The following is a 22,323-nucleotide window of genomic DNA, read 5'->3' as shown; positions in this document are numbered from 1 at the left end:
TCACCGGACCGAGAGGCCGTGCCATGTCGTCTTCCGCGCCCATCACGTCTTCCGCCGCCGGCCGCATCCGCGCGCTCGCCTTCTGGCAGGGGCGCGTCGACCCGCGGCCGCTCGACGGCGGCATCACCAACACCAATTTCGTGGTGGAGGATGCCGGGCGGAAATATGTGGTGCGGCTCGGCGACGACATCCCCTTGCACAATGTCATGCGCTTCAACGAACTCGCCGCCGCGCGGGCGGCCGAGGCGGCCGGCATCTCGCCGGCGCTGCGCTACAGCGAGCCCGGCCTGTTCGTCATCGATTTCATCGACGGGCGCACCTATGGCGAGGCGGATGTGCGGGACAACCTGCCGCGCGTGGTCGAGCTGGTGCGGCGGGCGCATGTCGAGGTGACGCGGCAGCTGCGCGGCCCGGCGCTGGCCTTCTGGACCTTCCACGTGTTGCGCTCCTATCTGCACGTGCTGCGCGACGGCGGCCACCGGCTGGCCGCCGAGCTGCCGGTCTATGCCGCGCTGGCCGAGCGGGTGGAGGCGCTGGTCGGGCCGAGTGAGATCGTCTTCGGCCATAACGACCTGCTGCCGGCCAATTTCATCGACGACGGGCGGCGGCTGTGGCTGATCGACTGGGACTATGGCGGCTTCAACACGCCGCTGTTCGATCTCGGCGGCCTCGCCTCCAATAACGGCTTCGACGCCGCCCAGCGCGAGACGATGCTGGAGATCTACTACGATCGCACGCCGGACGACGCGCTGCGCCTCAAGCTGCAGGCGATGCTGGTGGCCTCGCTGCTGCGCGAGGCGCTGTGGAGCATGGTGTCGGAGCTGCACTCGGCGATCGCGTTCGACTACCGCGCCTATACGGCGGAGAACCTGTCCCGCCTCGCCGCCGCCGTCGCCGAGCTCGACGCGATGGCGGCGGGCTGAACGAAAAGGCCGGCCGCGACGGATCGCGGCCGGCCGAATCTTCCCTCGGATCGAGGAGCCGTCTCAGTCGCCGGAGGTGGCCATCTCGATGCGCTTGTTGAAGCGCAGCGCCAGCAGCGTGCAGATCGCGCCGGACAGCAGGTAGGCGCCGGCGGCGAGCAGGCCGAAGTTCGAGGCCAGCAGCAGCGCGGCGAGCGGGGCGAAGCCGGCGCCGAACAGCCAGGCGAAGTCGTTGGTCAGCGCCGAGGCGGTGTAGCGATACTTCGGCGCGAAGTTCGAGGCGACGACGCCGGAGGACTGGCCGAACGAGATGCCGAGCAGGATGAAGGCGAGGATCATGAAGATCGATTCGCCGACGAAGCCGCCGCTGAGCAGCTGCGGGGCGAAGCCGGAGAACACCGCGATCGCCGCCGCCGAGCCGCCGAGCAGGTTACGCCGGCCGATGCGATCGGCGATCATGCCGGAGACGAACACCGCGATCAGGCCGCAAATAGCGGCGAGCGCCTCGATGATCAGGAAGTGGGTCGGGCCTTCCTTGGTGAACAGGAACACCCAGGACAGCGGGAACACCGTCACCATGTGGAACAGGGCGAAGGTGGCGAGCGGCGCGAAGGCGCCGACCAGGATGCCCTTGCCCTCGGCGCGGATGGTGTCGGTGACGCGGGCCGGCTGGAGGTCGCCGCGCTTGAACAGCTCGACATAGTCCGGCGTCACCGCCATGCGCAGGCGGGCGAACAGCGCCACCACGTTGATGGCGAAGGCGACGAAGAACGGATAGCGCCATCCCCAGCTGAAGAAATCCTCGGCCGAGAGGTTGCCGAGGAAATAGGCGAACAGCGCGCTGGCGACGACGAGGCCGATGGGCGCGCCGAGCTGCGGCAGCGCGGCGTAGAAGCCGCGGCGCTGCTCCGGCGCGTTGATGGCGAGCAGCGGGGCGAGGCCGTCCCAGGTGCCGCCCCAGGCCAGGCCCTGGCCGACGCGGAAGGCGGCGAGCAGCCAGATCACCAGCGTGCCGAGCGTCTCGTAGCTCGGCAGGAAGGCGATAGCCACCGTCGAGGTGCCGAGCAGGAACAGCGCGATGGTCAGCTTGGCGCTGCGCCCGTAGCGGCGGTCGACGGCCATGAACAGCGCCGTGCCGAACGGGCGGGCGATGAAGGCGAGCGCGAAGATGGCGAAGGAGTAGAGCGTGCCGGTCAGCGGATCGACGAACGGGAAGATCAGCTTCGGGAACACCACCACCGAGGCGATGGCGTAGACGAAGAAGTCGAAGAATTCCGAGGCGCGGCCGATGACCACGCCGACCGCGATTTCGCCGGGGTCGACCTCGCCGTCCCGGTGGCTGTCGGCGTGGATTTGCCGCGCGTCGCGTTCAAGGGTCGACGTGGGAAGCGCCATCGTTCTCACTCAGATTCAGAACAGGACAAGGATTATAGTATCATAAGGCCCGAGGCAGAGCCGCGAGGCTTGCCGGAGCACACGCCGTCGTTATTGCGTGCGATGCAGCAAGCCGGCATTGGACAAATTGTCCAATAGCCGCTTTGCTGCACCGCAGCTACCCGTTCGGCGTTTGGCAACGCCATTTTGGCAAGAACCATAGCAGGTTTCCATTGCGCCGCCTCCGTCTCCTCGCCCTGCTCCCGCTGCTGGCCGCACTTGGCGGCTGCAAGTTCGAGGTGCTGGCCCCCACCGGTGATATCGCAGCGCAGCAGCGCGATCTCCTGGTGGTCTCGGTCCTCCTGATGCTGATCATCATCATCCCGGTGATGGCGCTGACCGCGTTTTTCGCCTGGAAATATCGCCAGGCGAACACCGAGGCGCGCTACGAGCCGGAGTGGCACCACTCCACCCAGCTGGAGCTGGTGATCTGGGCGGCGCCGCTGCTCATCATCATCTGCCTCGGCGCCATGACCTGGATGGGCACGCATCTGCTCGATCCCTACCGGCCGCTGGACCGCATCGGCTCGCGCACCGTGGTCGCCGCCGAGGACAAGCCGCTGGTGGTGAACGTCGTCGCGCTCGATTGGAAGTGGCTGTTCATCTATCCCGAACAGGGCGTCGCCACCGTCAACGAGCTGGCGGTGCCGGTCGACCGGCCGATCCATTTCCAGATCACCTCCTCCACGGTGATGAACGCCTTCTACGTGCCGACGCTGGCGGGCATGATCTACGCCATGCCGGCGATGAAGACCCAGCTGCACGCGGTGGCCAACCAGCGCGTCGAATCGCGGGGCTTCTCGGCCAATTACAGCGGCGCCGGCTTCTCCAAGATGTTCTTCGCCTTCCGGGCGATGTCGGATTCGGAGTTCGACTCCTGGGTCCGCGAGGCCAAGGGCAGCACGGAAGCGCTGACCCGCCAGGCCTATCTCGAGCTTGAGAAGCCCAGCGAGGCGGTGCCGGCGACCTTCTTCAACGAGGTCGACCCCACCCTGTTCGACGCCATCCTCAATCTGTGCGTCGAGCCCGGCAAGATGTGCATGAAGGACATGATGGCCATCGACGCCAAGGGCGGCGCCGGCCTCGAGAGCGCCACCGCCAGCCTGCTGCCGCTGCTGCACGACAAGCATGCGCGGCGCGGCACGGTGATCGGCGGCGCCCCGTCCTATGTCGTCGGCATCTGCACGCCGGAAGAGCTCGCCACCGCGCTCACCCTCTCGGCGGCGGACACCCCCGCGGCGGCGTCCCGCCGTGCCGACAGCGCGCCGGTCTCCGGCGCCGGCCTGCCGATCCCCGGCTTCTCCCCGGCGCTGCTCCCCGCCTTCACGTCGCCCCTTCTGCCGACGAGCGAGGCCGATATCGGTCCGCGCCGGCCTTCCAACAGCTGACGGCCTGCCATGACAGAATCTCCCATCGTCGTACCGAACTTCTTCTTCGGGCGCTTCAATCTCGAGGCGATCCCCTATCACGAGCCGATCCTGGTGATGACCTTCATCGGCGTCGCCATCGGCGGCGCCGCGGTGCTGGGCGCGCTCACCTATTTCCGCCTCTGGGGCTATCTGTGGCGCGAGTGGTTCACCTCGGTGGACCACAAGAAGATCGGCATCATGTACATGGTGCTCGGCCTCATCATGTTCCTGCGCGGCTTCGCCGACGCCATCATGATGCGCCTGCAGCAGGCCCTGGCCTTCGGCGGCTCCGAGGGCTACCTGCCCGCCCATCACTACGATCAGGTCTTCTCCGCCCACGGCGTGATCATGATCTTCTTCGCGGCCATGCCGTTCGTGACCGGGCTGATGAACTATGTCGTGCCGCTGCAGATCGGCGCGCGTGACGTGTCCTTCCCCTTCCTGAACAATTTCTCGTTCTGGATGACGGTGTCGGGCGCGGCGCTGGTCATGACGTCGCTGTTCGTCGGCGAGTTCGCGCAGACCGGCTGGCTCGCCTATCCGCCGCTGTCGGGGATCGCCTACAGCCCCTATGTCGGCGTCGACTATTACATATGGGCGTTGCAGATCGCCGGCGTGGGAACCACGCTGTCGGGCATCAACCTCATCTGTACGATCGTGAAGATGCGTGCCCCCGGCATGGACATGATGAAGATGCCGGTCTTCACCTGGACCTCGCTCTGCACCAACGTGCTGATCGTCGCCTCCTTCCCGATCCTGACCGCCACGCTGGCGCTGCTGACCGCCGACCGTTACATCGGCACCAACTTCTTCACGAACGATCTCGGCGGCAACCCGATGATGTACGTGAACCTGATCTGGATCTGGGGTCACCCGGAGGTCTACATCCTCATCCTGCCGGCCTTCGGCATCTTCTCCGAAGTCACCTCGACCTTTTCCGGCAAGAAGCTGTTCGGCTACACCTCGATGGTCTACGCCACGGTGGTCATCACCATCCTGTCGTACCTCGTCTGGCTGCACCACTTCTTCACCATGGGCTCCGGCGCCAGCGTGAACTCGTTCTTCGGGATCACGACCATGATCATCTCGATCCCGACGGGCGCGAAGATGTTCAACTGGCTGTTCACCATGTATCGCGGCCGCATCCGCTTCGAGCTGCCGATGATGTACACGGTGGCGTTCATGCTGATCTTCGTGATCGGCGGCATGACCGGCGTCATGCTCGCGGTGCCGCCCGCCGACTTCGTGCTGCACAACTCGCTGTTCCTGATCGCGCACTTCCACAATGTGATCATCGGCGGCGTGGTGTTCGGCGTGTTCGCCGGCATCGCCTTCTGGTGGCCCAAGGCGTTCGGCTTCAAGCTGGATCCGTTCTGGGGCAAGATGTCGTTCTGGTTCTGGGTGGTCGGCTTCTTCTTCGCCTTCATGCCGCTCTACGTGCTCGGCCTGATGGGCGTCACCCGCCGCCTGCGCGTCTTCGACGATCCCTCGCTGCACATCTGGTTCATCATCGCGGCCTTCGGCGCGGTGCTCATCGCCTGCGGCATCGGCTCGTTCATCATCCAGATCGCCGTGAGCATCCTGAGGCGCGACAAGCTGCGGGACACCACCGGCGATCCGTGGAACGCCCGCACGCTGGAATGGGCGACCTCCTCGCCGCCGCCGGACTACAACTTCGCCTTCACCCCCGTCGTCCACGACGCCGATGCGTGGTGGGACATGAAGCAGCGCGGCTATGTCCGTCCGCTGTCGGGCTTCAAGCCGATCCACATGCCCAAGAACTCCGGTACCGGTCCGATTCTCGCGGGGATCAGCTTCGTGCTCGGCTTTGCGCTGATCTGGTACATCTGGTGGCTGGCGGCGGTGAGCTTCGTGGCGCTGCTGGCGGTCGCGATCCATCACACCTTCAACTACAACCGCGACTTCGACATCCCCGCGGAGGACGTCGTCCGCACCGAGGAGGAGCGTACCCGCCTCCTCGCCGCGCAGGTGAACGCATGAGCACGACCGTGACCGCCACGAGCGAGGCGCCCGTCTTCTACGAAGTCGACGAGCACCCGCACCCCGAAGGCCACAGCACCGCACTGGGCTTCTGGATCTACCTGATGAGCGATTGTCTCATCTTCGCGATCCTGTTCGCCACGTTCGGCGTGCTCGGCGGCAACTACGCCGCCGGGCCGGGGCCCCGCGACCTGTTCGATCTCAACCTCGTGGCGCTCAACACCACGATGCTGCTCCTGTCCTCCATCACCTATGGCTTCGCCATGCTGGCGATGGACAAGGAGCGGGTGAAGGCGACGCAGGTCTGGCTGGTGATCACCGCCGTGTTCGGCCTAGCCTTCCTGTCGATCGAGCTCTACGAGTTCCACCACATGATCCATGAGGGGGCGGGGCCGCAGCGCAGCGCCTTCCTCTCCGCCTTCTTCACCCTGGTCGGCACCCACGGCCTGCACGTCACCTTCGGCATCATCTGGCTGGTGACGCTGCTGGTGCAGGTGCAGAAGCGCGGGCTGATCACCGCCAACAAGCGTCGGCTGATGTGCCTGTCGATGTTCTGGCACTTCCTCGACGTGGTGTGGATCGGCGTGTTCACCTTCGTCTATCTCCTGGGGATGCTGCGATGAGCGCGAACGCCCACAACGACGCCCACGGGCACGACGTCCATCACGAGCTCGGCGTGGCCCATGGCTCGATGAGCGGCTACATGACCGGCTTCATCCTGTCGGTCATCCTCACCGCGGTGCCGTTCTGGCTGGTGATGAGCGGCAAGATCGGCAACCCGACCTGGACCGCCGCCATCGTCATGGTCTTCGCGGTGGTGCAGATCGTGGTGCACATGATCTACTTCCTGCACATGAACTTTAAGTCGGAAGGCGGCTGGAACATGCTGGCCCTGGTGTTCACCCTCATCGTGGTGGGCATCGCGCTGGCCGGCTCGCTCTGGGTCATGTACCACCTCAACACCAACATGATGCCCAGCCACGACATGAGGCAGATGCTATGAGCCGACCGCCCCTTCGGGCGGACGAGTTGGGTAGGCGGCAGGCGGGAAAGAGGGTCGCCCTCCTTCTCGCCTGTTGCGTTATGGCCGGCCTGTTCGCCGCCCTCGGCGTCTGGCAGGTCAAGCGTCTCTCCTGGAAGCTGGACCTGATCGAGCGGGTGGAGGCGCGCCTCCACGCCGCGCCGGTCGCCGCGCCGGCGCCGGACGCCTTCTCGCCCGCCGACGAATATCGTCGGGTGCGGCTCGACGGCCATTTCCTCAACGACCGCGAGACGCTGGTGCAGGCCGTGACCGAGCTGGGCGGCGGTTTCTGGGTGCTTACCCCGCTGGCGACCGATGCCGGCCTCACCGTGCTGGTCAATCGCGGCTTCGTGCCGCCGGAGCGGCGCGATCCGGCGAGCCGCGCTGCCGGGCTGATCGAGGGACCGGCGAGCGTCGTCGGCCTGTTGCGCCTCACCGAGCCGGGCGGCGGCTTCCTGCGCCACAACGATCCCGGCGGCGACCGCTGGTACTCGCGCGACGTCGCCGCCATCGCCGCCGCGCGCGGGCTCGACCGTCTGGTGGTGGTGGCGCCCTATTTCGTCGATGCCGATGCGACTCCGGTGCCCGGCGGCGTGCCGGTCGGCGGCCTCACCGTGGTGCGCTTCGCCAACAACCACCTCGTCTACGCGCTCACCTGGTTCGCGCTCGCCGGCATGTGCGTGGCGGCAGCGGTGTTCCTGTGGCGGCGCCCGGCGAAGGCGCGCGGGACACCGGCACCGTGAGCACGGCCGAGCGCGGCACTGCCAATCGCGAGAACCTGTTCCTGCTGACCCAGCTGCGCTGGCTGGCGGTCGCCGGGCAGGTCGTCACCATCCTCTTTGTCGACTTCGGCCTCGGCATCGACCTGCCGCTGCAGGAAATGGGGATGGTGCTCGCCTGCCTGGTCGCGCTCAACCTCGCCACGCTGGTCTATCACGAGCGGCGCACCGCGATTTCCGATACCGAGCTCTTGCTGGAGCTGCTGCTGGACGCGGCGGCGCTGACGATGCAGCTCTATCTCGCCGGCGGCGCCTCCAATCCCTTCGTCTCGCTCTATCTGCTGCAGGTGGCGCTCGGCGCGGTGCTGCTGCCGAGCTGGTCGGCCTGGGTGCTGGCCGGCGTGGTGTCGAGCGGCTTCGTGCTGCTGATGCGCAAGTTCCGGCCGCTGCCTTTGTCGGAGGAGCTGCATGGCGACCTGTTCACCCTGCATATCGGCGGCACCTTCATCTGCTTCGTGCTGGCGGCGCTGCTCCTGGTGGCGTTCATCTCCCGCATCGGCCGCAACCTGCGCGACAGCGACGCCCGCCTCGCCCGCCTGCACCGCCAGCAGGCGGAGGAGGACCACATCGTGCGGCTGGGCCTTCTCGCCTCCGGGGCGGCGCACGAGCTCGGCACGCCGCTCGCCACCGTCTCGGTGATCCTCAGCGACTGGCGGCGCATGCAGCTGCTGCGCGACCGGCCGGACCTCGCCGAGGACATCGCCGAGATGCAGCGCCAGCTCGACCGCTGCAAGGCGATCGTCTCCGGCATCCTGATGTCGTCGGGCGAGGCGCGCGGCGAGGGAACGCTGCGCACCACGGCGGCGGCCTTCTTCGACGGCATGATGGGCGAGTGGCAGGCGGGGCGTTCGCCGCGCGCGTTCGACTACCGGCGCGAGCTCGACGACGACGAGGAGATCATCTCCGACATCGCGCTCAAGCAGATCGTCTTCAATCTGCTCGACAATGCGGTGGAGGCCTCGCCGGAGTGGGTCGGGGTATCCGTGCGCCGACACGCCGATGTGATCGTGCTGGAGGTGCGCGACCGCGGTCCAGGCTTTACCAAGGACATGCTCGCCGCCTTTGGGACGCCCTACAATTCCACCAAGGGAAGGCCGGGCGGCGGTCTTGGCCTGTTCCTGGTGGTCAATGTCGTGCGCAAGCTGGGCGGACATGTGGAGGCGGTGAACGAGGCGCAGGGCGCCTGCGTCACCCTGACCCTGCCGCTCGAAGCCCTCTCGGCGGAGGCCTGATAGATGACCGACCTTTCCTCGCAGCCGGACACGCCGGGCGACGATGTGCCCCACGCCGACAAGCGCCTGCTGATCGTCGAGGACGACGCCTCCTTCGCCCGCGCGCTCACCCGCTCCTTCGAGCGGCGGGGCTACGAGGTGCGCGTCAGCCACAGTCTCGACGGCGTCGAGCCGGCGCTCGACGGTGTCTTGCCGGGCTATGCGGTGGTGGACCTGAAGCTCGCCGGCGGCTCTGGCCTCGAATGCGTGAAGATGCTGCACACCCGCGATCCGGCGATGAAGATCGTGGTGCTCACCGGCTTCGCCTCGATCGCCACGGCGGTGGAGGCGATCAAGCTCGGCGCCTGCCACTATCTCGCCAAGCCGGCCAATACCGACGACATCGAGGCCGCCTTCGCCCGTGCCGATGGCGACAGCTCCATCGCGGTGGCGGCGCGGCCGACCTCGCTGAAGACGCTGGAATGGGAAACCATCCACGAGACGCTGGTCGATACCGACTTCAACATTTCCGAGACCGCGCGCCGGCTCGGCCTGCACCGGCGCACGCTGGCCCGCAAGCTGGAAAAGAAGCCGCTGCCGTGACGTTTCGGCGCGCGCGGCGTCGCGCCGACGCAACCCTGTGGAAACAAATTGTCGTTAGGCTAGCCTGACTGCCAGCCCGTCGCGCTGCGCGGGTGAGGCATGTGGGGGAGCCTGACGATGAAGAACCTGACCATCCGCCAGCGGATCCTCGCGAGCTTCCTCGCGATTCTTCTGGTGCTCTCGGCCATGGCGGGCTCCTGCTATTACTGGTTCCTCCAGGCGGAAAGCGAGGCGCTCAAGGTCGAGACCAGCACCGTGCCGGCGCTGTCGTCCAGCCTCCGGCTGATGAGCACCTGGACCCGGGCGCAGAGCCTGCTGCGCGCGCTGGCGCTGGAGGACACGCCGGAAGGCCGCAATCAGGTGCTCGATCGCATCAAGGCGAATCGCGAGACCGCCAATACGCTGCTGGCGGCCTATGAGCAGACGCTCGACACCGATCAGGACCGCCGCAACTTCGCGACGTTCCGCGACGCGATCCAGCGCTACGACCGGGTGCAGGAGACCGCGCTCGGCCAGACCGACGGCGAGTTGCGCGCCACCATCGCCCGCGATCTGGTGCCGTTGCTGACCCAGGTCCAGCAGGCGCTGGAAGACACGGTGGCCTTCAACCAGCAGGAGGCGAACGAATCGACCGCGGCGATCGTCAGCATCGTGCGCAATGCCGAGTTCGGCCTCGCCGTCGGCTTCATCGTCGCGGTGCTGCTGTCGGTGCTGTCCGGCTATTTCCTGTACCGCGCGGTGATCGGCCCGCTCGGCAAGCTGCTGGCGCTGGTCGGGCAGATGCGCACCGGCGACTTTTCCGAGCGGCTCGAACTGGCGCGCCGCGACGAGTTCGGCACCGTGTCGGACGGTTTCAACGGCATGGCCGACGAACTCACCAGTCTGATCGGGCAGGTGCAGAAGTCCGGCATTCAGGTCAACACCTCGATCACCGAGATCGCCGCCACCTCCAAGGAGCAGCAGGCGACCGCCGGCGAGATCGCCGCCACCACCACCGAGATCGGTGCCACCGCCAAGGAGATCTCCGCCACCTCCAACGAGCTGGTGCGCACCATGGGTGAAGTATCGGGCGTCGCCGAGCAGACCGCGACGCTGGCGGGCGGCGGCCAGGCCGGCCTCGCGCGCATGGAGGCGACCATGCGCCACGTGATGGAGGCGGCCGGCAACATCAACGCCAAGCTGGCGGTGCTGTCGGAGAAGGCCGGCAACATCAACCAGATGGTCACCACCATCACCAAGGTGGCGGACCAGACTAACCTCCTGTCGCTCAACGCCGCCATCGAGGCGGAGAAGGCCGGCCAGTACGGGCGCGGCTTCGCGGTGGTCGCCACCGAGATCCGTCGCCTCGCCGATCAGACCGCGAACTCCACGTCCGATATCGAGCAGATGGTCAAGGACATCCAGTCGGCGGTCGCCGCCGGCGTGATGGGCATGGACAAGTTCTCCGAGGAGGTCCGGCGCGGCATGACCGAGGTGCAGGATGTCGGCGGCCAGCTGTCGCAGATCATCGCCCAGGTGCAGGGGCTGGTGCCGCGCTTCGAGGACGTCAACGAGGGCATGCAGGCGCAGGCCACCGGCGCCGAGCAGATCAGCGAGGCGCTGGCGCAGCTCAGCGAGGCGGCGCAGCAGACGGTGGAATCGCTGCACCAGTCGACACTGGCCATCGACGAGCTCAACCAGGTTTCCTCGGGATTGCGCAACTCAATCTCGCGGTTCAAGCTCCGGGCATGACGACGGGGAAGGCACGATGCTGTTCCTGATGTTCCGCATCGGCAAGGATCGCTACGTCCTCGACGTCGAGCAGATCGAGCAGGTGCTGCCGCTGATGGCGGCCAAGGCGCTGCCCGGCGCGCCGCCCGGCGTGGTCGGGGTGATCAATTATCGCGGCGATCCGGTGCCGCTGATCGACCTCAGCGCGCTGGCGACCGGCGAGCCCTCGGCGCTGGTGATGAGCACCCGCATCATCCTGGTGCGCTATCCCGCGCCCGGCGAGGGAGAGCACCGGCTCGCCTTGTGCGCCGAGCGGGTGATCGACACCATCCAGCGCGACCCGGCGGCGTTCGCCGCCACCGGCGTCGAGGCGGGCACGCCGGCCTGGCTCGGCCCGGTCGCCGCCGATGCGGACGGTTTCGTCCAGTGGGTGCGCGCCCCCGCGCTGCTCAGCGAGGAGATCCGCGCCATCCTGTTCCGACCGGCCGGAGCGGACGCATGATCCTCGACGACGTCGAGCACTTGCTGCACGAGCGCATCGGCCTCGACGCCGGGACGGTCGGTGCCTCCGGGCTGAACTTCGCGCTGAAGCAGCGCATGGCCGCCTGTGCTGTCACCGATCCCGCCGCTTATTGGCGCCGCCTGACCGCGACGCCGCAGGAACTGCAGGAACTCATCAACGCGGTCATCGTGCCGGAGACGTGGTTCTTCCGCGATCCCAAGGCCTATGCCGCCATGGCGGACCGCGGGCGGGCGATGCGCGTGCCGGACGGGCCGGCCAACGGGCGCCCGCTGCGGCTGATCAGCCTGCCCTGTTCGACCGGGGAGGAGCCCTATTCCATGGCGATGGCGTTGTTCGACGCCGGCTTCGCTGCCACGGACTTCGCCATCGACGCCGTCGACATCTCCACCCGCAACCTCACGACTGCCGCGCACGCCGTCTATGGCCGCAACTCGTTCCGCGGCGCCGATGTCGAGTTCCGCGACCGGCACTTCAACGCGGTGGAAGGCGGGCACCGGCCGCATGCCGACATCCGTCGCCAGGTGCGGTTTCGCCATGGCAACCTGCTCGATCCGGTGGCGGCCGACGTGCCGCCCTATGACGTGGTGTTCTGCCGCAACCTGCTGATCTATTTCGACCGCGACACCCAGGAGCGGGCGCTCGACCGGCTGGACCGGCTGATGGCGCCGCACGCCATGCTGGTGGTCGGCTCGGGGGAGGCCGGCCTGCCGCTGATGCGGGGCTTCGCCTCGCTCCGCATTCCGATGGCGTTCGCCTTCGCCAAGCCGGCAGCCACCAAGCCGGCGGCCACCAAGCCCGCGGCCACCAAGCCGGCGGCCGGCAATTCCGGGCCGAAGCCGGCCCTCCGGATGCCGGCAGCCCGGCCGGCGCCGGCACGCGCGCATACGCCGCGCCCGGCCGTCGTGCCGCTGCCCGTCGCCGCGCCGGTTCCCGCGCCCGTAGCTCCGCCAGGCAATGCGGCGGCCGACAGTCTCGCCGCCGTCGAGCGGGCGGCCAATGAAGGCCGGCTCGGCGATGCGCGGCAGGCGGCCCGCCGGCATATCGAGGCGTTCGGGCCGTCGGCGGCGGCGCTCTATCTGCTCGGCCTCGCCTGCGATGCCGACGGGGCGGCGGTCGAGGCGGTCGAGGCCTATCGCAAGGTGCTCTATCTGGCGCCGGACCATGGCGAGGCGCTGGCGCATCTGGCGCTGCTGCTGCGCCGGCAGGGCGATGTCGCGGGGGCGAAGGCACTCGGCGACCGTCTTCGGCGGCTCGAGAAGAGGAGTGAGCGGCGATGAGCCCCGGCGCCGATGACGAACTGCCCCCGCCTGCGGCGGCTGAGACGTCCTCATCTGTGGGGGCCGAGCTGTCGCACCGCGACGCCGCGCACCAGGCGGCGGCGAGCCGCCTGCTCGACCGTGCGCTGCCGCCCGGCTACCGCGAGGAATGGGCGCGCTATTTCGCCGAGGTTCCCGACGAGGAGGCGGCGGCGGAGGCGAGCGAGGTCGCCGAGCGGCGCATCCTGGTGTTCCGCCTCGCCGACGAATGGCTGGCGCTGCCCGCCGGGCTCGTGCAGGAGATCACCGAGCCGCGCCCGCGCCACACGCTGCCGCATCGGCGCGACCAGCTGGTGCTCGGCGTGGTGAACATTCGCGGCGAATTGCTGGTGGAGATTTCCTTCGCCGCGCTGATCGGCCTCGGCGAGGCGGAAGGCGAGGCGGAGAGCCGCATCACCGCCTTTCCGCGTCTCGTCGTGCTCGGCCATGACCGGCGCCGGGTCGCTTTCCGCGTCGACGAGGTGCACGGCCTGCACCAGCACGCGGCGCGCGACGTGTTGGCGCTGCCGGCGACGATCGGCAAGGCGGCGTCCAGCTTCGCCACTTCGATGATCGCCTGGCAGGGCCGCATGCTGGGGCGCCTCGACGGCGAGCTCGTCCTCGACGCCGTCGACCGGGGGATCGCATGAGCACCCCGGATTACGGCAGCTTCTCCATGCTCGACCTGTTCCGGGCCGAGCTCGACATGCAGTCGCAGGCGCTCACCGCCAGCCTGCTGGCGCTGGAGCGCGACCCGGTGGCCAGCGCCGAGCTGGAAGCGGCGATGCGGGCGGCGCATTCGCTGAAGGGCGCGGCGCGCATCGTCGAGCTGATGCCGGCGGTGCGGGTCGCCAACGCGATGGAGGAATGCCTCGTCGCCGCGCAGCACGGCCAGCTGCGGCTGAGCCAGGAGCATATCGACGCCCTGCTCAAGGGTGTCGACCTGCTCGGCGTGCTCGCCGCCGAGGAGGGCGCCGGCGCGGCCGCGGAGCCCCGCATCGCCGCTTTCCTGCAGGCTCTGGAGGGCGGCTTGCGTCCCGAGCCGCCGGCCGACGCGGCGCCGGTGCTCGTCGAAATACCGTCCGTGTCGCCCATGCCTCCCGCGCCGGTCGCTGCGCTGGTCCCGGACGAGGTGCTCCCCTCGGTGCCCGCGTCGTTCCCGGCGGCCGAGGCCGCGCCGGTCGCCACCGAGCGGATGATCCGCATCACCGCCCAGAGCATGACGCGGCTGCTCGGCCTCGCCGGCGAATCGTTGATCGAGGCCCGGAGGCTGCGGCCGTTCGCCGACAGCCTCCAGCGGCTGCGGCGGCAACATGCCGAGCTCGCCCGTGCGCTCGACACCGTCCGCGCCGGGCTGCCGGTGGACGAGGAGGACGGGCCGGCCGCGCAGGCGCTCGCCGTCGCCCGCTCGGCGCTGGGCGAGAGCCGCGACTATCTCGCCATGCGGCTCGCCGAGCTCGATTCGATCGACCGGCGCGGCACCGATCTCGCCAACCGCCTCTATGCCGAGACGCTGGAGAGCCGCATGCGCCCGTTCGAGGACGGCGTGCGCGGCTATTCGCGCACCGTGCGTGACCTCAGTCGTGCGCTCGGCAAGCAGGCGCGGCTCGCCATCGTCGGTGGCCCTACCGGCATCGACCGCGACATCCTCGATCAGCTCGACACGCCGCTCGGCCATTTGCTGCGCAACGCCATCGACCACGGCCTCGAGACGCCGGAGGAGCGGCTGGCGGTCGGCAAGCCGGCCGAGGGGTTGATCCGGCTGGAGGCGCGCCATACTGCCGGCCTCTTGCAGATCATCATCGCCGATGACGGGCGCGGCATCGATCTCGACCGGCTGCGGCGGGTGGTGGTGGAGCGCCAGCTGATCGCCGGGGAGGCCGCCGCCCGGCTGAGCGAGGCGGAGCTGCTGGAATTCCTGTTCCTGCCCGGCTTCTCGATGAAGCCGACGGTGAGCGACGTCTCCGGCCGCGGCGTCGGGCTCGACGCGGTGCAGGCGACGGTGAAGGAGATGCGCGGCCGGGTGGTGATCTCCACCCGCCTCGGCGAGGGCACGCGCTTTCTGTTCGAGCTGCCGCTCACCCTGTCGGTGATCCGTACCCTGCTGGTGGAGGTCGACGGCGAGCCCTATGCGCTGCCGCTCGCCGGCATCACCCGCACGCTCAAGCTGGAGCGCACGGCCATCGAGACCCTGGAGGGACGCCCGCATTTCCGCTTCGGCGACCGACCGGTCGGGCTGGTCACCGCGCATGAGCTTTTGGAGCGCGGCGCAGCGCGGGCGGACGAGGCCGAACTCGCCGTGGTGGTGATCGGCGAGGGCGAGAATACCTATGGGCTGATCGTCGACCGCTTCCTCGGCGAGCGCGAGCTGGTGGTGCGGCTGCTCGATCCGCGGCTGGGCAAGATCAAGGACATCAGCGCGGCGGCGCTGATGGAGGACGGCGCGCCGGTACTGATCGTCGACATGGACGACCTGCTGCAATCGGCCGACAAGCTCGCCGCGGCGGGGGCGTTCCGCGGCCTGCGCCAGGGCCGTGCCGCCGCGGTGCAGCACCGGCGCAAGCGGGTGCTGGTGGTGGACGATTCGCTCACCGTGCGCGAGCTGGAGCGCAAGCTGCTCGAGCAGCACGGCTATGCGGTGGAAATCGCCGTCGACGGCATGGACGGCTGGAACGCGGTGCGCTCCGAGGCTTTCGACCTGGTGGTCACCGATGTCGACATGCCGCGCATGGACGGCATCGAGCTGGTGACGCTGATCAAGCGCGACCCGCGCCTCAACCGCCTGCCGGTGATGATCGTGTCCTATAAGGATCGCGAAGAGGACCGGCGCCGTGGTCTCGACGCCGGCGCGGACTATTATCTCACCAAGAGCAGCTTCCACGACGAGACCCTGATCCACGCGGTCGAGGATCTCATCGGCGGGGCGATGGGGTGAGGGAGCGGGCGGGCATCATGTGGGGCGCGGGATGAGGATCGGCATCGTCAACGATCTGCCGCTGGCGGCGGAAGTGCTGCGGCGGGCGGTCGCCGGCACCCATGAGCACGAGGTGGCCTGGATCGCCTCCAACGGGCGCGAGGCTGTGGAGGCGTGCCGGCGCGACCTGCCCGACCTCCTGCTGATGGACCTCGTCATGCCGGAAATGGACGGGGTGGAGGCGACGCGGCGGATCATGCGGGACACGCCGTGCCCGATCCTCCTCGTCATCGCCAGCGTCGACGGCAACATTCCCGGCGTCTACGAGGCGATGGGCCATGGCGCGCTCGATGCCGTCGACATTCCCTCGGTGAACCTCGCCGAGGGCATGTCGATCCAGGCCGACGTGCTGCTGACCAAGATCACCACCATCGGCAAGCTGATCGGCGACGGCCGCTCGCCGCGCCAGGCGCCGCCGGCCGTCGCGGCGGCCGGCCCGGTGCCGCCATTGGTGGTGATCGGCGCCTCGGCCGGCGGTCCGGCGGCGGTGGCGACGCTGCTCGCCGGCCTGCCGGCGGATTTCCCCGCCGCGCTGATCCTGGTGCAGCATGTCGACGAGAAATTCGTCCCCGGCCTCGCCTCCTGGCTCGGCCAGCACACCGCGCTGAAGGTGCGCCCGGCGCTGGAGGGCGACCGGCCGGAGGTCGGCACGGTGCTGATCGCGGCCTCCGCCGATCACCTCATCCTGACTGCCACCGGCGTGATGGCCTATACGCCGGACCCGCGGGCCTATCCCTACCGCCCCTCGGTCGACGTGTTCTTCAAGAGCGTCGCCCGGCTGTGGCGCGGCGATACCGTCGCCGTGCTGCTCACCGGCATGGGCCGGGACGGCGCGCTCGGCCTTAAAATGCTCCGCGACGCGCATCACCTCACGATTGCGCAGGACAAGGACAGCAGCGCGGTTTACGGAATGCCGAAAGCTGCCGCAGCGATAGGCGCCGCGGCCGAAATACTTCCCCTCGACCTGATCGCCCGGCGCCTGACGGCGGTGTTCGGGCGTTCGCAATGACGGGCTTGGTACGATGAGCAACAGCGCCGCTTTCCCGGCCAATGTGCCGCCCCTGGCGGAAGGTTATCTCTCGCTGGTGCTGCTGGTCGACGACCAGGTACTGATCTGCGAGGCGGTCCGGCGGGCTCTTCTGGGCGAAGCGGATATCGACCTGCACTACTGCACCAACGCCCAGGAGGCGATCCGGGTTGCCGAGGAACTGAAGCCGACGGTGATCCTGCAGGACCTCGTCATGCCCGGCATAGATGGCCTCGCTCTGGTGCGGCACTACCGGGAGCATCCGACTCTGCAATCCGTGCCGGTCATCGTGCTGTCGGCGAAGGACGAGGCGGCGACCAAGAGCGCGGCGTTCCAGGCCGGCGCGAACGACTATCTCGTCAAGCTGCCGGACCGCATCGAGCTGATCGCCCGCATCCGCTATCACAGCCGCGCCTATCTCGATCACCTCCAGCGCGATGCCGCCTATGCCGCGCTGCGCGAGAGCCAGCGCCAGCTGATGCAGGCCAATCTGGAGCTCGAGCGCCTCACCCGCATTGACGGGCTGACCAGCCTCGGCAACCGGCGCTATTTCGACGAGTACATGATGGCGGAGTGGCGGCGCGCCCTGCGCGGCGGCCTGACGCTGTCGGTGCTGATGATCGATGTCGACCAGTTCAAGGACTACAACGACACCTATGGCCATCTCGCCGGCGACGACGTGCTGCGACGGGTGGCCGACGCCATTCGCGTCAGCGCCAGCCGCGCCGGCGATCTGGCGGCACGCTTCGGCGGCGAGGAGTTCGTCGTGGTGCTGCTGAACACCGGCATCGAGGAGGCGCAGGTCGCCGCCGAGCGACTGGTGCAGAACGTCCGCAATCTCGGCATCCCGCACGGCGGCAAGCAGGTGACGGTCAGCGTCGGCGTCGCCTCGATGCAGCCGGAAGGCGAGTCGCCGGAGGCGATCATCACCGCCGCCGACCTCGCCTTGTTCCGCGCCAAGGCGTCCGGCAAGGACCGCTACGAGCTGAGCCGTCCCGGCGACCGCTAGCCGTGTGAGGGCGCCGAGGCTTCCCTGCCGATTTTTCGCCGGCTAATCTCTCACCGGCAGACGTCGACCCAGGCGGCGCCGGTGATCGCGGCCATGCGGTCGGGCGCGATCCGCAGCGCGGCATAGGGCGAGCCGGCCGCCGGCACCACCTCGTCGAAGGCCTTCAGCGACACGTCGCAATAGACCGGCAGCGGCGTCGCGAGGCCGAACGGGCAGACGCCGCCGATCGGATGGCCGGTGAGCGCCGTCACCTCCTCGGCGTCGAGCATTCGGGTCTTGCCGCCGAAGGCCGCCTTGGCCTTGGCGTTGTCGAGCCGCGCCTCTCCGCCGGCTACCAGCAGGAAGGCGCGCTCGCCCACCCGCAGCGACAGCGTCTTGGCGATCTGCGCCGCCGCGACGCCGTGCCCGGCCGCCGCCTCGGCGACGGTGGCGGTGCGCGCCTCCAGCTCGACGATGGCGATGTCGGGCGCCGTGGCGTCGAGAAAATCCCTGACCGATTGGACGCTCATCCTCGCCGCGCGCTCCCGCTTTCCATTGCGGCCGACCATGCCTGATTCGCCCGCTGCGGCGCAGCAACGAATCACTCTTGTCATGTTGAGCGATTCGGACATAACTAAACACAACACTGAACGTGACCGGACGCCACCGGTACGCGAACGCCAATCGAGGGGGCAGAAGACCCGCCTCGTTCCCTGGGAGGAGAACATGCTGAAGACGTTGAGGCCCCTTCTTGGGGCTGCGGTTGCGTTTGGAGCGTTCGCCGGCACGCTCGCCGTGCCGCAGGCGGCCAAGGCCGAGCAGCTGACGCTGTGCTGGGCGGCCTGGGACCCGGCCAACGCGCTGGTCGAGCTGTCCAAGGATTTCACCGCCAAGACCAAGATCGACATGAAGTTCGAGTTCGTCCCGTGGACGAGCTATGCCGACCGCTTCCTCAACGAGCTCAACTCGCACGGCAAGCTGTGCGACCTGATCATCGGCGACAGCCAGTGGGTCGGCGGCTCGGCGGAGAATGGCCACTACGTGAAGCTGAACGACTTCTTCGCCAAGGAAGGCATCAAGATGGATGACTTCGTGCCGGCGACGGTCGTGGGTTATTCGGAATGGCCGAAGAACACGCCGAACTACTGGGCGCTGCCGGCGATGGGCGACGTGGTGGGCTGGACCTACCGCAAGGACTGGTTCGAGAAGCCGGAGCTGCAGAAGGAGTTCAAGGCCAAGTATGGCTGGGACCTCGCGGCGCCCAAGACCTACACCCAGCTGAAGCAGATCGCCGAGTTCTTCCAGAAGCGGCAGATCGACGGCAAGACCGTCTACGGTGCCTCGATCTATACCGAGCGCGGCTCGGAAGGCATCACCATGGGCGTCACCAACGTCCTGTACGATTGGGGCTTCATGTATGACAACCCCAAGAAGCCCTATGAGATGCAGGGCTACGTCAATTCGCCGGATGCGGTGAAGGGCCTCGAATTCTACAAGGCGCTCTACGATTGCTGCACCCCGCCGGGCGCGTCGAACGTCTACATGGTGGAATCGGCCGACGCCTTCAAATCCGGTCAGGTGGCGATGCAGATGAACTTCGCCTTCACCTGGCCCGGCCTCTACAAGGACGAGAAGGTCGGCGGCAACCGCATCGGCTTCTTCCCCAATCCGGCCGAGAAGTACCATTTCGCCCAATTGGGCGGGCAGGGCATCTCGGTGGTGTCCTATTCGGACAAGAAGGACGCGGCGCTCCAGTACATCAAGTGGTTCGCCCAGCCGGACGTGCAGCAGAAATGGTGGCAGCTCGGCGGCTTTTCCTGCCTGAAGGCGGTGGTCGACGCGCCCAGCTTCAAGACCAGCCAGCCCTATGCGCCGGCCTTCCTGGAATCCATGGCCATCGTCAAGGATTTCTGGGCCGAGCCGAGCTATGCCGAGCTTTTGCAGGCGATGCAGAAGCGGGTGCATGACTACGTCATCGCCGGCAAGGGCACGGCGAAGGAAGCGCTCGATGGTCTGGTCAAGGACTGGACCGAGGTCTTCAAGGACGACGGCAAGATCTGAGGCCGCCATCCGACCGGCCGGCGGTCCGTCCTGACCGGACCGCCCTCCGGTCGCCCGCCCCGCGACCGGCTGTCATGGCCGGGCGCGGCGACCGGGAGCCGGGCCGTACGGGTTCCCGATCGCGACCCTCCGACTGCGACCCGGCCCGCTCCTGCCGGACCGGGTCGCCCTGTCGGACCGCAACGCTCATCACCTCGGATGCGAACGTGACCGCTTCACACGACACCTTCTCCGACAAGATGGCCGACGCGGCCATCCGCGCGACGCCCGAGCCGCTCGCCGCAAGGGTGCGCGGCCTGTCCGACCGGGCCATCGCCTGGCTGTTCATCGCCCCGACCATCGTGCTCTTGCTGGCGATCAACATCTTCCCGCTGTTCTGGGCGATCTACTTGTCCTTCACCAATTTCCGCGCCAACCGGCCCAATGCGGTGGTGCAGAATGTCGGGCTCGGCAATTACTCGCGCATCCTCAACGACCCCGACATCTGGGCGTCGATGCAGACCACGGCGCATTTCGTGTTCTGGACCATCGTGCTGCAGACGCTGATCGGCTTCACGCTGGCCTATCTCATCGACCGCAAGTTCCGCGGCCACGCCTTCTGGACCACGCTGATCCTCATCCCGATGATGCTGTCGCCGGCGGTGGTGGGCAATTTCTGGCGCTTCCTCTACGAGCCGCAGATCGGCCTGTTCGCCTATGCCGTCTCCTTCGTGTCGGGCATTCCGACCTCCGACATCCAGATGCTCGGCAACGTCCATCTCGCGCCGTGGGCGATCATCATCGTCGATACCTGGATGTGGACGCCCTACGTCATGCTGATCTGCCTCGCCGGGCTGCGCTCCATCCCCGACTACATCTACGAGGCGGCCGAGGTCGACCGCGCCTCGCCCTGGCGGCAGTTCTGGTCGATCACCGTGCCGATGGCGCTGCCCTTCATCATGCTCGCCGTGCTGTTCCGCGGCATCGAGAACTTCAAGATGTTCGACATGGTGAACCTGCTCACCGGCGGCGGGCCGGGCTCGACCACCGAGGTCGCCTCGATCGCGCTCAAGCGAGACGCCTTCGAGGCCTGGGCGACCGGGCGGTCCTCCGCCTTCGCCATCGTGCTGTTCGTCGCGGTGTTCGGCCTCGCCAACATCTATGTGAAGGCGCTGAACAAGGTGAAGCAGAGATGAGCACCACCAAGGCCGCCCCCGCCGTCACCGCCCATTCCGTCGTCGAGCCGAGTTTGCGCACCAAGCGCATCGCCGGCGCCCTCGTCATCCTCTACGCGCTCATCACGCTGGTGCCGCTGGTGTGGATCTTCCTCACCTCGATCAAGTCGCCGCCGGATTCGATCTCCTATCCGCCGAAGATCCTGTTCACGCCGTCGCTCGAGGGCTACTGCAACCTCTTCACCACCCGCACGCGGCAGACGCCGGACTACATCGCCGCGCTGCCGCCGCCGTCGGGCGTGTGCGACGCGGTGACCCGCGAGCGCAACATGGTGATCGCCGGCCCGTCCAACTTCCTGCCGCGCTTCGCCAATTCGCTGATCATCGCCTTCGGCTCGACCTTCCTCGCCGTGTCGCTCGGCACGCTGGCCGCCTATGGCTTCTCGCGCTTCAAGGTGCCGCTGGCCGACGACCTTCTGTTCTTCATCCTGTCGACGCGGATGATGCCGCCCATCGCGGTCGCCATCCCGATCTACCTGATGTACCGCCAGCTCGGCCTGTCCGACACCGCGCTCGGCATGATGCTGCTCTACACCGCGGTGAACGTCTCGCTCGCCGTCTGGCTGCTCAAGGGCTTCATCGACGAGATCCCGCGCGAATACGAGGAAGCCGCGATGATCGACGGCTACACCCGCCTTCAGGCCTTCTTCAAGGTGGTGCTGCCGCAGGCGACGACGGGCATCGCCGCCACCGCGATCTTCTGCCTGATCTTCGCCTGGAACGAGTACGCCTTCGCCTCGCTGCTCACTTCGGGCAGCGCGCAGACCGCGCCGCCCTTCATCCCCACCATCATCGGCGAGGGCGGGCAGGACTGGCCGGCGGTGGCGGCGGGCACCACCATCTTCCTGGTGCCGATCCTGGTCTTCACCATCCTGCTGCGCAAACAGCTGCTGCGCGGCATCACCTTCGGGGCGGTGCGCAAATGACCGATCACACGCTCGCCACCCGCAAGTCCCTCGTTCCGAACAAGCCCCGCCGCCCGTTCTTCCTGCGGCGCGGCCCGATGGAAATGCTTGCCGTCGCCCTCATCGCGCTCGGCTTCCTCATGCTGTTCCAGCCCTTCGCGCTGGTGCTCTACACCTATTCCTTCATCACCCTCCTCGCCGGCACGCTGATGTTCACCATCGTGTCGAAATTCCCGGAGTAGGCC

The 22,323-nt window shown here is 67.9% G+C and carries 21 protein-coding genes; 19 read left to right on the top strand and 2 right to left on the bottom strand.

From position 1 onward, the window contains the following. Positions 1–23 precede the first annotated feature (23 nt). Complete coding sequence (locus KHC28_RS05710; protein ID WP_214007375.1) at positions 24–923, top strand: choline/ethanolamine kinase family protein; 900 nt, start codon at positions 24–26, stop codon at positions 921–923. Positions 924–986: 63 nt separating this feature from the next. Here the strand turns inward: KHC28_RS05710 and KHC28_RS05705 are convergent, their stop codons facing one another. After that, on the bottom strand, positions 987–2,318 hold the full coding sequence (locus KHC28_RS05705) for an MFS transporter (protein ID WP_214007374.1): 1,332 nt from the start codon (positions 2,316–2,318) through the stop codon (positions 987–989). Positions 2,319–2,530: 212 nt separating this feature from the next. Between KHC28_RS05705 and cyoA the strand changes: the two genes are divergently transcribed. The 14 genes from cyoA (at position 2,531) to KHC28_RS05635 (ending at position 17,919) form a co-directional block, all read left to right on the top strand. After that, positions 2,531–3,745 carry a ubiquinol oxidase subunit II gene (gene cyoA, locus KHC28_RS05700; RefSeq protein ID WP_214007373.1) on the top strand — a complete coding sequence of 405 codons (1,215 nt, stop codon included), beginning with the start codon at positions 2,531–2,533 and terminating at the stop codon, positions 3,743–3,745. Between the two features lie 9 nt (positions 3,746–3,754). After that, positions 3,755–5,767 (top strand): cytochrome o ubiquinol oxidase subunit I, encoded by a 2,013-nt coding sequence (gene cyoB, locus KHC28_RS05695; RefSeq protein WP_214007372.1) that lies wholly within the window; start codon positions 3,755–3,757, stop codon positions 5,765–5,767. After that, the gene (cyoC, locus tag KHC28_RS05690) at positions 5,764–6,390 is read left to right on the top strand and encodes a cytochrome o ubiquinol oxidase subunit III (RefSeq protein ID WP_214007371.1); all 627 of its coding nucleotides are present in this window, start codon (positions 5,764–5,766) and stop codon (positions 6,388–6,390) included. Before cyoB ends, cyoC begins: the two co-directional genes overlap by 4 nt. Beyond that, positions 6,387–6,770, top strand: coding sequence for a cytochrome o ubiquinol oxidase subunit IV (gene cyoD / locus KHC28_RS05685; protein ID WP_214007370.1), 384 nt, complete (start codon positions 6,387–6,389; stop codon positions 6,768–6,770). Before cyoC ends, cyoD begins: the two co-directional genes overlap by 4 nt. An 80-nt stretch (positions 6,771–6,850) precedes the next feature. After that, positions 6,851–7,531 carry an SURF1 family protein gene (locus tag KHC28_RS05680; RefSeq protein WP_246564372.1) on the top strand — a complete coding sequence of 227 codons (681 nt, stop codon included), beginning with the start codon at positions 6,851–6,853 and terminating at the stop codon, positions 7,529–7,531. Next, entirely contained in the window at positions 7,528–8,799 is a 1,272-nt protein-coding gene (locus tag KHC28_RS05675) for an ATP-binding protein (protein ID WP_214007368.1), read from the top strand. The genes KHC28_RS05680 and KHC28_RS05675 overlap by 4 nt, the downstream gene beginning before the upstream one ends. A 3-nt stretch (positions 8,800–8,802) precedes the next feature. Then, positions 8,803–9,381, top strand: coding sequence for a response regulator transcription factor (locus tag KHC28_RS05670; RefSeq protein WP_214007367.1), 579 nt, complete (start codon positions 8,803–8,805; stop codon positions 9,379–9,381). A 117-nt stretch (positions 9,382–9,498) separates the two neighbouring features. Next, entirely contained in the window at positions 9,499–11,112 is a 1,614-nt protein-coding gene (locus KHC28_RS05665) for a methyl-accepting chemotaxis protein (protein ID WP_214007366.1), read from the top strand. Positions 11,113–11,128: 16 nt separating this feature from the next. Beyond that, positions 11,129–11,593, top strand: coding sequence for a chemotaxis protein CheW (locus tag KHC28_RS05660; RefSeq protein ID WP_214007365.1), 465 nt, complete (start codon positions 11,129–11,131; stop codon positions 11,591–11,593). Next, positions 11,590–12,891: a CheR family methyltransferase gene (locus tag KHC28_RS05655; protein ID WP_246564370.1), complete on the top strand. Its 1,302-nt coding sequence runs from the start codon at positions 11,590–11,592 to the stop codon at positions 12,889–12,891. Before KHC28_RS05660 ends, KHC28_RS05655 begins: the two co-directional genes overlap by 4 nt. Then, positions 12,888–13,559 (top strand): chemotaxis protein CheW, encoded by a 672-nt coding sequence (locus tag KHC28_RS05650; protein ID WP_214007364.1) that lies wholly within the window; start codon positions 12,888–12,890, stop codon positions 13,557–13,559. Before KHC28_RS05655 ends, KHC28_RS05650 begins: the two co-directional genes overlap by 4 nt. Beyond that, positions 13,556–15,844, top strand: a complete 2,289-nt coding sequence (locus KHC28_RS05645; protein ID WP_214007363.1) for a hybrid sensor histidine kinase/response regulator — start codon at positions 13,556–13,558, stop codon at positions 15,842–15,844. The genes KHC28_RS05650 and KHC28_RS05645 overlap by 4 nt, the downstream gene beginning before the upstream one ends. Positions 15,845–15,875: 31 nt before the next feature. Beyond that, positions 15,876–16,892, top strand: a complete 1,017-nt coding sequence (gene cheB / locus KHC28_RS05640; RefSeq protein ID WP_214007362.1) for a chemotaxis-specific protein-glutamate methyltransferase CheB — start codon at positions 15,876–15,878, stop codon at positions 16,890–16,892. A gap of 13 nt (positions 16,893–16,905) precedes the next feature. Next, positions 16,906–17,919 carry a diguanylate cyclase gene (locus tag KHC28_RS05635; RefSeq protein ID WP_214007361.1) on the top strand — a complete coding sequence of 338 codons (1,014 nt, stop codon included), beginning with the start codon at positions 16,906–16,908 and terminating at the stop codon, positions 17,917–17,919. 50 nt (positions 17,920–17,969) lie between these two features. On the opposite strand, the gene KHC28_RS05630 is transcribed toward KHC28_RS05635, so the two are convergent. Further along, on the bottom strand, positions 17,970–18,428 hold the full coding sequence (locus KHC28_RS05630; protein ID WP_214007360.1) for a YbaK/EbsC family protein: 459 nt from the start codon (positions 18,426–18,428) through the stop codon (positions 17,970–17,972). Between the two features lie 196 nt (positions 18,429–18,624). On the opposite strand from KHC28_RS05630, the gene KHC28_RS05625 reads away from it, so the two are divergent. The 4 genes from KHC28_RS05625 (at position 18,625) to KHC28_RS05610 (ending at position 22,320) form a co-directional block, all read left to right on the top strand. Beyond that, positions 18,625–19,959, top strand: a complete 1,335-nt coding sequence (locus KHC28_RS05625) for an ABC transporter substrate-binding protein (protein ID WP_214007359.1) — start codon at positions 18,625–18,627, stop codon at positions 19,957–19,959. A 239-nt stretch (positions 19,960–20,198) separates the two neighbouring features. Further along, complete coding sequence (locus KHC28_RS05620) at positions 20,199–21,134, top strand: carbohydrate ABC transporter permease (protein ID WP_246564403.1); 936 nt, start codon at positions 20,199–20,201, stop codon at positions 21,132–21,134. After that, positions 21,131–22,099, top strand: coding sequence for a carbohydrate ABC transporter permease (locus tag KHC28_RS05615; RefSeq protein ID WP_214007357.1), 969 nt, complete (start codon positions 21,131–21,133; stop codon positions 22,097–22,099). The genes KHC28_RS05620 and KHC28_RS05615 overlap by 4 nt, the downstream gene beginning before the upstream one ends. Then, positions 22,096–22,320: a hypothetical protein gene (locus KHC28_RS05610; protein WP_214007356.1), complete on the top strand. Its 225-nt coding sequence runs from the start codon at positions 22,096–22,098 to the stop codon at positions 22,318–22,320. The genes KHC28_RS05615 and KHC28_RS05610 overlap by 4 nt, the downstream gene beginning before the upstream one ends. Positions 22,321–22,323: the final 3 nt, after the last annotated feature.

It is taken from the genome of Ancylobacter sonchi (assembly GCF_018390695.1).
Classification (GTDB): Bacteria; Pseudomonadota; Alphaproteobacteria; order Rhizobiales; family Xanthobacteraceae; genus Ancylobacter; species Ancylobacter sonchi.
The sequence above is the reverse complement of the archived record's forward strand: the minus strand, read 5'-3'. Positions and strand labels throughout refer to the sequence as shown.